12 protein-coding genes and 1 tRNA gene are annotated in these 12,649 nt (G+C 57.3%); 5 read left to right on the top strand and 8 right to left on the bottom strand.

Going from position 1 to position 12,649, the window contains the following annotated elements; genetic code table 11:
* Positions 1-50: 50 nt before the first annotated feature.
* The 3 genes from moaA (at position 51) to BOSE62_RS03305 (ending at position 1,956) form a co-directional block, all read left to right on the top strand.
* Positions 51-1,037, top strand: coding sequence for a GTP 3',8-cyclase MoaA (moaA, locus tag BOSE62_RS03315; RefSeq protein ID WP_236553801.1), 987 nt, complete (start codon positions 51-53; stop codon positions 1,035-1,037).
* Complete coding sequence (locus BOSE62_RS03310) at positions 1,034-1,807, top strand: NAD kinase (RefSeq protein WP_159642051.1); 774 nt, start codon at positions 1,034-1,036, stop codon at positions 1,805-1,807. The genes moaA and BOSE62_RS03310 overlap by 4 nt, the downstream gene beginning before the upstream one ends.
* A gap of 74 nt (positions 1,808-1,881) precedes the next feature.
* Positions 1,882-1,956: transfer RNA gene (locus BOSE62_RS03305), tRNA-Asn, on the top strand.
* 166 nt (positions 1,957-2,122) lie between these two features.
* Here the strand turns inward: BOSE62_RS03305 and BOSE62_RS03300 are convergent.
* The 7 genes from BOSE62_RS03300 to BOSE62_RS03270 form a co-directional block, all read right to left on the bottom strand.
* Positions 2,123-3,277: a GGDEF domain-containing protein gene (locus tag BOSE62_RS03300; protein ID WP_159642049.1), complete on the bottom strand. Its 1,155-nt coding sequence runs from the start codon at positions 3,275-3,277 to the stop codon at positions 2,123-2,125.
* A 1,088-nt stretch (positions 3,278-4,365) separates the two neighbouring features.
* On the bottom strand, positions 4,366-4,614 hold the full coding sequence (locus BOSE62_RS03295; RefSeq protein WP_159642047.1) for a hypothetical protein: 249 nt from the start codon (positions 4,612-4,614) through the stop codon (positions 4,366-4,368).
* Positions 4,615-4,973: 359 nt separating this feature from the next.
* Positions 4,974-5,237: a hypothetical protein gene (locus BOSE62_RS03290; RefSeq protein ID WP_159642045.1), complete on the bottom strand. Its 264-nt coding sequence runs from the start codon at positions 5,235-5,237 to the stop codon at positions 4,974-4,976.
* The gene (locus BOSE62_RS03285) at positions 5,238-6,149 is read right to left on the bottom strand and encodes an RHS repeat-associated core domain-containing protein (RefSeq protein ID WP_236553800.1); all 912 of its coding nucleotides are present in this window, start codon (positions 6,147-6,149) and stop codon (positions 5,238-5,240) included. It lies immediately after the preceding gene.
* A 43-nt stretch (positions 6,150-6,192) separates the two neighbouring features.
* Entirely contained in the window at positions 6,193-6,960 is a 768-nt protein-coding gene (locus tag BOSE62_RS03280) for a sulfite exporter TauE/SafE family protein (RefSeq protein WP_159642041.1), read from the bottom strand.
* Between the two features lie 32 nt (positions 6,961-6,992).
* Complete coding sequence (gene secA / locus BOSE62_RS03275; protein ID WP_159642039.1) at positions 6,993-9,734, bottom strand: preprotein translocase subunit SecA; 2,742 nt, start codon at positions 9,732-9,734, stop codon at positions 6,993-6,995.
* A 105-nt stretch (positions 9,735-9,839) separates the two neighbouring features.
* The gene (locus BOSE62_RS03270; RefSeq protein WP_159642037.1) at positions 9,840-10,166 is read right to left on the bottom strand and encodes a hypothetical protein; all 327 of its coding nucleotides are present in this window, start codon (positions 10,164-10,166) and stop codon (positions 9,840-9,842) included.
* 59 nt (positions 10,167-10,225) lie between these two features.
* On the opposite strand from BOSE62_RS03270, the gene argJ reads away from it, so the two are divergent.
* Positions 10,226-11,455, top strand: coding sequence for a bifunctional glutamate N-acetyltransferase/amino-acid acetyltransferase ArgJ (gene argJ, locus BOSE62_RS03265; RefSeq protein ID WP_159642035.1), 1,230 nt, complete (start codon positions 10,226-10,228; stop codon positions 11,453-11,455).
* A gap of 4 nt (positions 11,456-11,459) precedes the next feature.
* Positions 11,460-12,266, top strand: a complete 807-nt coding sequence (locus tag BOSE62_RS03260; RefSeq protein WP_159642033.1) for an inositol monophosphatase family protein — start codon at positions 11,460-11,462, stop codon at positions 12,264-12,266.
* Here the strand turns inward: BOSE62_RS03260 and trxA are convergent.
* Positions 12,263-12,589: a thioredoxin TrxA gene (gene trxA, locus BOSE62_RS03255; protein ID WP_089132615.1), complete on the bottom strand. Its 327-nt coding sequence runs from the start codon at positions 12,587-12,589 to the stop codon at positions 12,263-12,265. The genes BOSE62_RS03260 and trxA overlap by 4 nt on opposite strands.
* Between the last annotated feature and the right edge of the window lie 60 nt (positions 12,590-12,649).

The following is a 12,649-nucleotide window of genomic DNA, read 5'->3' as shown; positions in this document are numbered from 1 at the left end:
CTATCGGGAAAGCGCTAGCCCTATAGCATTGAATCAACATGAGGCGCCCAATGCAAGACGGTTTCGGACGCAAAATTGATTATCTCCGTATATCGGTCACCGACCGGTGCAATTTCCGCTGCCAATATTGCATGTCGGAGAAGATGACCTTCATGCCGAAGTCCGAGCTGCTGACTCTGGAAGAGATTACCCTTATTGCCGAGCGCTTCATCGGACACGGCATCCGCAAGATCCGGCTTACCGGCGGCGAGCCACTGGTTCGGCGGGACATGAAAGACGTCATTCAGCGGCTCGGCAGAAAGGTCGCTTCCGGCGAACTGGAAGAACTCACCCTGACAACCAACGGATCGCTGCTAACCGAATATGCCGACCATCTCGCAAGCCACGGCGTGCGGCGAATCAATGTCAGTATGGATACGCTCGATGCCGGACGCTTTTCCGAGATCACCCGCGGTGCCGATGTGCATGTTGTGCTGGACGGAATAAAGGCCGCCAGCGACGCGGGCATCCGGGTCAAGATCAACATGGTTGCGGTTCGCGATTTCAACGAAGCCGATCTTCTTCCGATGGTCGAATATTGCGCTGAACAGGGACATGACCTGACGATCATCGAGAGCATGCCATTGGGCGATGTCGGTGCAGACCGGCAGCTCGCCCACATCTCAGCCGAGGCGTTTCTGGCGCCTTTGCGCGACCGCTATACGATTCTTCCGATTGCCCATCGCAGCGCCGGCCCCGCGCGCTATGTTTCGGTTGATCCGCTTGGTCTGCGTCTTGGCCTGATCACCCCGCTCAGCAACAATTTCTGCGACGACTGCAACCGGTTGCGGCTGACGACGGACGGCAAGATATTCATGTGCCTTGGCCACAACGCGCATGTCGATCTGCGTGCGGCGGTTCGCGAGAATGGCATCGCAGCCGTTGACCAATTGCTCCAACGGGCTTTAAAGCTCAAACCGCAGCGTCATGATTTCAATGCGCAGCTGGAGGGGTCCGCAGAGATATTGGAGCGTCACATGAACGTCACGGGCGGATGAACGACAAGAAATGGGCACTGATCGTGTCACCTACGCAACCGGCCCAGGAAGCGGCCGAGAAGCTCAAATCGCTGATTGACTGGGTTCCGGTCGAAGAAGCCGGTCAGGCCGTGGTTCTGGGCGGTGACGGCTTTATGCTGCAAACCCTGCACCAGATGCTCAACCGACGGAAGATCATGCCGGTCTATGGTATGAATCTGGGCACGGTCGGCTTTCTGATGAACAACTGGCATATGGAGGACCTGGAACAGCGTCTGCACAAGGCCCGGGCGTTCAAGGTCAAGCCGCTCAGAATGGATGTGGAGACCATTTCCGGCGCCAGCTTCACCCTGCCCGCAATCAACGAAGTGTCGCTGCTGCGCGAAACCCGGCAGACGGCGAAGCTCGAGATCGAGATCAACGGCCGGATCATGATGGACGAACTGGTGTGCGATGGCGTGCTGATCGCTACACCCGCCGGTTCCACGGCTTATAATCTCTCCGCAAACGGCCCAATTCTTCCTCTGACCTGCAATCTCCTTGCCCTGACGCCGATCAGCCCGTTCCGGCCAAGGCGCTGGAAAGGCGCAATCCTGCCCGACAAGATGGAGATTACCATCCGGGTCCTGAACCCCGAAAAACGGCCGGTCAGCGCGGTTGGCGACCAGCAGGAAGTCCGCGATGTCAGCTGCGTCAAGGTGGCGATCGACCGGAGCCAGTCTCTGACCATGCTGTTCGATCCGGAGCATGCCCTCGACGATCGCATCGCCATGGAACAATTTGTCGTTTGATGGCTTGCGGGACGCAAATGACATTGTTATAGGCGCGCTTCACCATGAAAGGCTCGGTCCAGAATCGAGCGTGTTCCCCGATAGCTCAGTGGTAGAGCATTCGACTGTTAATCGAATGGCCGTTGGTTCGAATCCAACTCGGGGAGCCATTTTTCTTCTTTTCCATTTCGCTTAGCGACCGCCGCCCGGTCCTGCGTTTGGCTCGACACCCTGCCGAGCGGCGCCAGACCCTGTGATGGAAGCGGCGCCCTATCCGCCTGATATCGCCGCAGGAATGCAGGAAAGCCGCCGCATGCGCACTGCCGTAATCGAGAATCAAGCGGCCTGCGCCAGGGCGACCTGGTTGCGGCCGTTCCGCTTGGCCTGATAGAGCGCCTGGTCGGCCCGATCCATTGCATCGTTCAGGCTATCGCCGTTAGCCAGCGCGACGAGACCGAAACTCGCGGTAACCTTGTGATCCGCAGCCAGTTCGGGATGGGCAACGAAGCGTAACGAATCACAGATATGCTGCGCCAGCTGCTGCGCCGAATCGAATGGAATCCATCCTGTCAGGATCGCAAATTCCTCGCCTCCGGTTCGGGCCACCTCGGCTTGTTCCTGGCAGAGGCCGGATGCCGTCTTTGCCACTCTTTGCAACACCTTGTCCCCTGCCGCGTGGCCATATTCGTCATTCACCCGCTTGAAATGATCGATATCGAACAAAATGACCGCTCGGGTAAGATCTCCGTTCGGGTGCTGGTCGGCGGAAGCGTTAAACAGCGCTTTCAGTCCACGCCGGTTGAGCAGGCCGGTTAACGGATCGCGATTGGACTGCCCGTGGAAATGCCAGACCATATCGAGCCCGGCCGCGTATAGGAGTACGACCGCCAAAGCGAGCGCGCAGATGCCACTGGTGAAATGGAATATCCACGCATATTCCGACTGCGAATAGCTTTGCTCGGTCAGGGACAGGCCGTGCAGATAATAGACGACCACAATACGCGCGACGAAGATGAGCGCCACCGTAGCGATGACGCCGAACAGCACGCCGTCGATCACCTTCTCTCCCGCCTTCCACAGAGGTGGCAGCGCCAATGCCAGCAGGATAGCTGCCACCACGCTGACCAGAACCGAACGGATGGAGATATCCGGAGCAACAAAGGTGAGTACGACAAAGGCCGTTATGGCGGACGACAGAATCAGGCCGACAAGCACCGAAGGAAAGGCCGCGTTACAGCGGACATAAATGGCCTTGATAATGGCCAGACTGAACATCCAGAACAGGCCGGTCGAGGCGAAGATAAAGCCAACATGCGTGGATTCATGTCGCGTGCTGTCGATGATATAGGCCCCCAGAGCCGCGGAATAGGCAAGCGCAACCCATCCGGGAAAAGGCTGACGCTTGTTGAAGAAATGAATCAGCCCGAATACCAGCGCGAAAATCGCCAATATCAATACCGTCTGGATATGAAAGCCGGAGTTTTCAGACATTTTGCTCAATCTATCCGCCAATCGTCAATGAAATGTTAACTGCGTCATTCTGGCACATTTTCTTCCGCCTGACCGGACCTGACATTCCCAAAGTTCGTCAAAGTTCGGGCCAAGGAGGCCTTTTTACGGTCGACATAGTTGGTCGTAATAAAGTCTGTTAATGTGCTGATAAACAGAAATTTTTTCGACGAAAACACCATCCAGGCCACACTGGTCACACACAGGGAAGCGGAACCAGCTTTCCGGCGGCAGCAATGATGGCGTAGCGGTCGGGCGTTCGCGCAGCGGTGCACAGCGCCCAAGCGCGCATCTGGCTATGAAACGGCATGGTCATGGCTCCAGTTTAACCAAAGGGGGATGCTGTAGGAAAGAAGAGATTATATTCTCATACAGGCGGATGCGCCCTCGCCGCCACGGACGCGGACAAGCGCGGCTGCTGAAGCGGTCGTGACCGCGAATGTAAGGGACCAGGCAAAGCCGCTAAGGCGCGAAGTGGGTGCGCTCTGTATTCCAGACCTTCTGCCTTTGTGCCTTGGTAAGACATAGTCCTGATCGCAGAAAAAAGTCTGGCTGCGCCAATGGCCCGCTGGGTTGCACGATGCGGGAGACCGGGAATGACATAGGATTAGTGCATTTGGTAAACTGTCACCGTAATTGGTAGCTGAGCCGGATCGTTCAACGGAGCATAACAGCGAGATACAATTGAGCGCTCGCCCTCAGTCGTCGAACGCCGATGCTCTCTTTTCGAGCAACCAATAGACCAAAGCTCCTTCAACCATACAAAACGGTATGATGATCCCAACAGAGAAAGAAACTTCAAAAGCGTAGATAGCGATAACTGCAAGCAAGTTAATCAGAACGAATGATAAATCCGGAGCGACCAACTGTTTGCATCCAATTTGCGAATCCAAATCGCGATTTGACCGCAAATCGGTCGATGCACTCCCGCAAAATGGCAAATAACACGCTGATCTCGCTCCACTTCCTACCTGCGGCGTGCTGCGTACGGTGTGCTCGCCAGATTCCAACATTGCGCAGGCTCGATCCGGTTACTGAGCCGGGACGGTCAATGAAGGGCATTGAAGCGATCAAGCGACGAAAATAAAATACGCAGCGCTGAGGAGAACCCACAGAATCAGGTGGATGAACGCAGCTTTGTACTGCTCGCTGCGATAGATATCTCCATAGCCAGCATGCTTCCACAGTCGGAACACTCTGAGCATCAGATAGATATTTACCACAAATGGCACGATCATCACCCATCGAACTATGGAGAGATCGAATAAAGCCATACTCGCGACAAGAACGGTGATCGAGGCAGCTGCAAGCTTCATCATCAAACAATTACGGTGACAGTTTACTAAATGCACCTAAACATTTCTAATCTGAATTTTCTTCGGCCCGCGCTTCTGCGCTTTCAGGGTCCGGCCTGTCTGAATTACGGTGGCACCTAAACCGCTCCTAAAAGTGCACTGTCACGGTAATTCGCAAGTTATAAACATGCTTGGCGATGGTAAATGGGGTGAGGTTGGCAATAACGGACAGTTCACACCGGATGAGTGCATTTAGTAAACTGTCACCGTAATTCCACACCCCAAAATCACGGCTTTCCCCAATAACATCAGCACCTTGCACCTGCGAAGCTTCGCGTATGGTGTGCCGGTCAGTTACCCATTTTCGGGTCGTGATCCGGTGACTAATCCTGAACTGACTGACGAGATCTCTCATCCCAGATGACCTGCGCCCATTGTTGGATCGTCATGTTTGCGACGTAAGAATTTCTCGCCGGTCGTACTTTGTAAGTGCGGTGCAGGAAATCGGCGAGTGCCATGAAGTCGTCGCCGTGCAGTCGAATCTCTTCAACGAGGGGCACGTCCCGGCGAATATCACCCGGGCTTGTTCCCTTACACTTGGACACCTCTGTGGTGATGAGGTCTTCAATCTCGCGAAGCGACACCATCTAATTGCCTCCTTTTTTATAGGTGCAATACGCGATGCTGCCGCCATCATAGAGTGCAAAAAGAGCGCCGGTCACGACATTGGCTCGGCCCAGAACCATCGCAATCCGAGCGCTTCGGAATAGGGCACTCGATACACGCGCGGCTCGTCCAGTGAAGAACGCGCGCGCCCCGACTCGGGTCTTAACACTAAGCGCATTCAAAACATTCGTTACACGCGAGCTTCCTGGGTGCCGATAAAAACCCGCGGCCTCTTTCGGGACTGGCGCAACCAGCACTTCAGAGGCTCCTCGCCCTGTGCCCGCTGCGGCATCACCAAGATCGTCTCCCTCTCCAAAGCCGTATTGTTCCTTTGTGCATTCCCACAGGTTTTCGACGGTCGAGGGTTCATCACTTTGCGGCAACTCATCTTCCCCAACGTCATACCTTGTGTAATTTCTTAACATCAATATTCCAACATCAGTTTGAGAATTGCCTGTTAACTTCGGGCCGATAACCACAATTTCACCATATCCCGGGTCGCTGCAATTTTCTCCGGTCGGACCACAAGCGGTATCCATTCCCGTCGGATCCCTGGCGTTCATCGGATCATTCCCGACATAAGCATAGAGATTGTACTGGTCCTCATACCCAATAGGATCGGTCTGCAGGAACCTTCCCAGATAGGGCGAATAAGCCCGCGCCTTGTAGTGATAGATGCCGATCTCGGGGACCAGGATCTGGCTGCGCGTGCCACCATGTCCCCCGGACACGGCGCATGCTCGCGTATACTGGAACCGGCCAAGGTTGGTGGCGTTGGGGATGCCATGGGCGTCATAGGCGTTGACCTGGACGACATTACCGGTCGCGTCGGTGATCGCGGTGATGCTGCCCTGCCAATTGGCGAACAGATGGCGGCGATTGGTCGCGTTCACCGGAATTACCGTGACAGTTGGAACAAACCCCGATTCCCCACCCTCAAACCCACAAGATTCGCACCGCCACATAGAGGATCAGCAGCGCCGTCAGCCGCCGGATCCAGATCTCGGGCAGCGCTTTGCTGGCCAACAGGCTGCCGACCTGCCCGCCGAGCAGCACGCCGAGAAATAGCGGCCAATAGGCGAGGATCGCCTCGCCGCCGCTGCTGAAACCCGACTTCATCAACTGTCCGGCCAGGCCGGCGATGGAATTGACGAGAATGAACACACTCGCGGTCGCGGCGATGCGGCGGCTGTCGGACCAGCGGGTGAGCAAAAGGATCGGAGCGAGGAAGATGCCACCGCCGATGCCGACCATGCCGGAGAGGAAGCCGATGCCGGTGCCGGTGGCGGGGGCGAACAGGCGGTGGCCGGTCCATTGTCCCGCGGGGGCGCTATCCCCTGCCCGCTTGATGAACGGTTCGATGATCAGCAACAGGCCCGCGGCCGCCAGCGAGAGGCCGAGCAGCAGCAGGAAGCTCTCCTGTTCCAGCACCATGCGGCCGCCGAGCCAGGCGGCCGGCACAGACAGCAACAGAATCGGCCAGATTTTCGGCCAGTCGATCAGGCCACGCGACTGGAAGCGGATGGTGCCGCCGGTGACGACAATGATATTGCAAAGCAGCGCAAGGACCGGCAGTGCCCGGTAGTCGAGCGATGCCAGCGCCAGCAGCGCAATATAGGTCGAACCGCCGCCAAATCCGACGCTGGCGTAAAGCGCAGCGGTCAGCGCAAACAGCAGGGCCAGGCCGAGAAGCGATATTTCCATCTCCGTTCCCGACCGGCTGCCTGCCGGTCCGATCAGAATTTGCCGTGGCAATGCTTGTATTTACGACCCGAGCCACAGGGGCAGGGCGCATTGCGGCTGATCTTGCTGCCATCGAAAGCATCTTGCGGATTGTCCATCTGGCCGGATTGCCGTGGCGGCAATGACGATGACACCGTTCCCAATGTACCGCCGTCAATGTCATTGCTGTTATCTTCGCCGGTCAGCGGATCAATATGCGTGGTCAGGAAATCCGGCAGTTCCGGCAGTTCCGGCACAACCAGCTCTTCCGGCTGGTTGAACTGGCTGATCGCGATAGTCTTCGTCACGCCTTCGCGAATGATTTCCAGCATCCGCTCGAACAGGCCAAAGGCTTCCTGCTTATATTCGTCGAGCGGTTTTTTCTGGGCATAGGCGCGCAGGAAAACCACCTGGCGCAGCGCGTCGAGCGTGGCGAGATGCTCCTTCCAGTGATGGTCGAGCAATTCGAGCAGGATCGATTTTTCGATATTTTCCCACATTCCGGGTTTCTCGGCGTCAACCTGGGCCTTTTTCTCTGCGAAATCGACATCGGCCAGCTCGGCGATCCGGGTCTCGATCATTTCGGGATCAACCGCATCTTCCTGCAACCAGCTGTCGATATCGGGAGTGAGGTTGAGCACGTCCTGGACGCGGGTCTTCAGCCCTTCGATATCCCACTGCTCGGGATAGCTTCCCGGCGGACAGGCATCGGCTACCATTGCGTTGACGGTTTCATGGCGCATGTCCTCGACGACGTCGCCGACCGTGTCGGCATCCATGATTTCCGAGCGCTGCTCGTAGATCACCTTGCGCTGGTCGTTCATCACGTCGTCATATTCGACAACCTGCTTGCGCGCTTCATAGTTGCGCGCCTCCACCTTTTTCTGGGCGGTTTCAATGGCTTTGGACAGCCATTTGCCACCGATTGCCTCGCCGTCCTCGAGATTTTTGTTCATCATCTTGGCAAACATCGTCTCGGTGCCGAAGATGCGCAGCAGATCGTCCTCTAGACAGAGATAGAAACGGCTGAGGCCCGGATCGCCCTGACGACCGGAACGGCCGCGCAGCTGATTATCGATCCGCCGGCTTTCGTGGCGCTCGGTGCCAAGCACGAACAGGCCGCCCGCCTCCCGCACTTCTTCGCGCAGCGCCCGCACTTCTTCCTCGATCTTGGCGATGGCCTTGTCGCGTTCCGGCCCCTCTTCCATGTCGGCAAGTTCTTCCTCGATCCGGAAATCGATATTGCCGCCGAGCTGGATATCGGTACCGCGACCGGCCATGTTGGTCGCGATCGTCACCGCGCCGGGAGAACCGGCCTGCGCGACAATATGCGCTTCCTGCTCATGGAAGCGGGCGTTGAGCACATTATGCTTCACCCCTTCCTTGTTCAGGAAGTTCGAGAGCAGTTCAGATTTTTCGATCGAAACGGTGCCGACCAGAACCGGTTGCCCCTTGTCGCTATGTTCCTTGACGGCTTTTGCGATGGCCGCGAATTTGTCGAGCGTATTCTTGTAGAATTCGTCATTCTCGTCGATCCGCTGCACCGGCTTGTTGGTCGGAATGGTGACGACGTTCATCTTGTAGATTTCGAAAAATTCAGCCGCTTCGGTCTCCGCGGTGCCGGTCATGCCGGACAATTTGGGATACATGCGGAAATAATTCTGGAAGGTGATCGAGGCCATGGTCTGGTTTTCCGGTTCGATCCGGACACCTTCCTTGGCTTCCACCGCCTGGTGCAGGCCGTTCGACCAGCGCCGCCCGTCCATCATCCGGCCGGTAAATTCGTCGATGATAATGACCTTGCCGTCCTTGACGATATAGTCGGTGTCGCGCTTGCGCATGACATTGGCCATCAGTGCCTGGTTCAGATGATGGACCACCTGGGTATTCTCGAAATCATAGAGATTGCTACCGACCAGCAGACCGGCCTCCTCGAGCAGGCGCTCCGCCTTCTCCGTGCCGTCTTCGGTGAGAGAAAGATTGCGGGATTTTTCATCCTTTTCATAATCTTCTTCGGTGATGTGCTGAACCACCTCGTTGACCGATATATAGAGATCGGACTTGTCATCGGTCGGGCCGGAGATGATCAGGGGCGTCCGCGCTTCGTCGATCAGGATCGAATCGACTTCGTCGACGATCGCGAAATTGAACGGCCGCTGGACCATCTGGGCACGCTCGTGCTTCATATTGTCGCGCAGATAGTCGAAACCGAATTCGTTGTTGGTGCCGTAGGTGATATCAGCCGCATAGGCTGCGCGGCGTTCCTCCTCGCCGAGATTCGGAACGATCACGCCGACTTCCAGACCAAGGAAATTATAGACCTGGCTCATCCACTCCGCATCGCGGCGGGCGAGATAGTCGTTGACGGTAACAACATGCACGCCCTTGCCCTCGATCGCATTGAGATAACAGGCAAGCGTCGCGACCAGAGTCTTACCCTCACCGGTGCGCATCTCGGCGATTTCGCCACGATGGAGCACGATACCGCCGATCAGCTGGACATCATAATGCCGCTGTCCCAGCGTCCGCTTGGCCGCTTCGCGAACAACCGCAAAGGCTTCCGGCAATATATCATCAAGCGATTCGCCGCCGGCGACCCGTTCCTTGAACTGCACGGTCTTGGCCGCCAGTTCCGCGTCGGAGAGCGGTTCGACTTCCGCTTCGAACGCGTTGACCGCATCGACCACTTTCTGCATGGATTTGACGTACCGGTCATTCGCTGACCCGAAGAGTGATTTGGCTAAACCGCCGAACATGACATTTTCCAATTTGTAAATTTTGCGGGCCGGTATCCGACCGCGAACAGGGTGAATTTGGGGAGAGTGTTTCGCCGTTCAATATCGGCGAAACAGAGAATGGCGCTAGGGCGCGCCTTCTTCATGCTCCAGCTTGTCGCCCGCTTCGCGAGCCATGGCAAGAACAGGCCAGACAGGCGCCTTGCGACCGGTCCTGACCATAGTCCGTGGCGCTAACAGGCAGGTCTCTGCGACCGCGCAATATTGCTGGTCCGATGCGGAAAAGCCTGCTGTTGCGACAACGGAGGATGACGCCGTCTCCGCTATTTCCGGTTGACTGGCCTGGCTTCCCAGTTCGGGCACCATGCGTTCTGCAGCCGCTGCCGACGCAGGCACGGCGAGGCCGACAGCGTTGAAAAGCAGCAACATTAAACTTGCAAAATATGCGTTCATGGACAAGGCCCCGTCAATATCAGCGCGTTCTATCAAAACAATGTATAAAGGCAAGTTAAGTGTCGGACAAACTTTCGCCCCTGGCGCCAGCACAATCTCCCGTTTTACCCGATATAGAGGGCGTATCCTGCCGCGTCGCTCGCGCGCGCTACAAGGAATGGGACCGCTGCGATCTGACCTTTGTCGAACTGGCAGCCGGCACAGCGGTCGCCGGGGTGCTGACGCAAAGCAAATGCCCTTCGCCGGAAGTCGAATATTGCCGCGAAGCGCTGAAAGGCGGCAAGGCGCGCGGTCTGGTCGTCAACGCCGGCAATGCCAACGCTTTTACCGGCGCCCGCGGCATGGCAGCGGTGCAGAAGATTTTGTCCCTGACCGCGGGCCATCTCGGCTGCGCGGAACAGGAGATATTCGTATCCTCCACCGGGGTGATCGGCGTGCCGTTGCCGCAAGACAAGGCGGAAGCGGGCCTGAAAGCGGTGTTCGCAGCGGAGCCTTGCAGTTGGGAAGAAGCCGCGGCAACGATCATGACGACCGATACCTTCCCGAAAATGGCGACCACGAGCGCTATTGTCGGCGGTAAGACCGTTCATCTGAGCGGCATCATCAAGGGCTCCGGCATGATCGCCCCGGACATGGCGACGATGCTCGGTTACATTTTTACCGACGCCGCGGTCGATGCGAAGCTTCTGCAGGAAATGCTGAGCGCGGCGACGGCAAAAAGCTTCAACTGCATCACCGTCGACAGCGACACGTCGACCAGTGATACCGTGCTGGCCTTTGCCACGGGGCAAAATTCCGCCCCTGCCCTGACGTCCTTTGGCGACAATGGCGCCGATGCCTTCCAGGCGGCGCTGAACGATCTGTGCATGCAATTGGCGCATCTGGTAGTCCGCGACGGCGAAGGCGCGAGCAAATTTATCGAAATCGCTGTGACCGGCGCGGAGAGCGATGACAGCGCCAAGCGCATTGCTCTCTCGATTGCCAATTCGCCGCTGGTCAAGACCGCCATCGCCGGCGAGGACGCCAATTGGGGCCGCGTCGTCATGGCGGTCGGCAAGGCCGGCGAACCGGCGGACCGCGACCGCCTCGCGATCAGCTTCGGCGGCGTCACCGTCGCCCGCGAAGGCCTGGTCGTGCCCGATTATGACGAGGCGCCGGTCGCCGCGCATCTCCAGGGCAGCGAAATCGACATCACGGTCGATATTGGTCTGGGCGAAGGCCGGGCAATGGTCTGGACCTGCGACCTCACCCACGGCTATATCGAAATCAACGCCGACTACAGGAGTTAGGTTCTTGCACAATCTCTATCAGCCCGTCCTCGACATTATCGAAAAGGCGGCGCGCGATATTGTGATGCCTTATTACCAGAATCTGAAGTCTCACCAGATTGACGAGAAAACTCCTGGCGATCTGGTGACGGTCGCCGACAAGCTGAGCGAAGAATATATTGCCGGAGCGCTGTCAAATTTGCTGCCGGACACCAAAATTGTCGGCGAGGAAGCTTTTGCAGCGGATGAATCGGTGCTGGACCAGCTGGCCGACGGCCAGGTCTGTATTATCGATCCGATAGACGGGACCGGCAATTATGCCGCCGGGCGGGGACCTTTCGGAATCATGATCGCGCTGGTCGAGGAGAATGAAACTGTTGCCGGCTGGCTTTACGACCCGCTGACCGGACGCATCTGTCACGCCGCCAAAGGAGGTGGCGCCTTTATAGACGGGACGCCGGTTGCGGTTCCGGAGGTGCATCCGGAGAGACCTGTTGCCGCGCTCGCGACCGGCTTCATGACGCCGGACGACCGGAACAGTCTGCTCGCTGCTGCCGAACCATTTTACGAGATAGTCGACATTCCCCGCTGTGCCGCCGAGCAATATCCCCGGCTGGTACAGGGATCCAACCATATTTCGGTGTTCCAGCGCACCCTGCCCTGGGATCATGCTTCGGGGGTATTGTTCCTCAACGAAGCGGGCGGCAAATGCGCGCGCTGGGACGGATCGGACTATCGCCCCGCAGACCGCAGGAAAGGCCTGCTCGGCGCCTCATCCCCGAAACTCTGGGACGAGGCAGCCGAGCGGCTCGGGGATATCTTCAGAAATTAAGCGGGCAATGACTGTTCGAGCCATTGCTTGAGCTGGCTTTTCGGAGCCGCACCCACCTTGGTTTCAACCTGCTCGCCATTGTTGAACAGAATCATGGTCGGAATGCCACGCACACCATATTTTGCAGGAGCATCCGGGCTGTCATCGATGTTGAGCTTGGCAATGGTTACCTTGCCGGCCAATTCATCGCTGATTTCTTCCAGCGCGGGGCCTATCATCTTGCAGGGGCCGCACCATTCCGCCCAGAAATCGACGAGCACGGGGCCGTCAGCCTTCAGGACATCGCCTTCGAAACTTGCATCAGTAATTGCTTTGGTAGCCATAACGAATCTCCAATTGTTCGGGACCTATTTAGGTATGCTGGCGTCTCGGCTCAAGCGCGC

The sequence above is a fragment of the Sphingorhabdus sp. 109 genome, from assembly GCF_902506555.1.
Lineage (GTDB): Bacteria > Pseudomonadota > Alphaproteobacteria > Sphingomonadales > Sphingomonadaceae > Parasphingorhabdus.
This window is presented reverse-complemented; position numbering and strand designations above follow the sequence as displayed.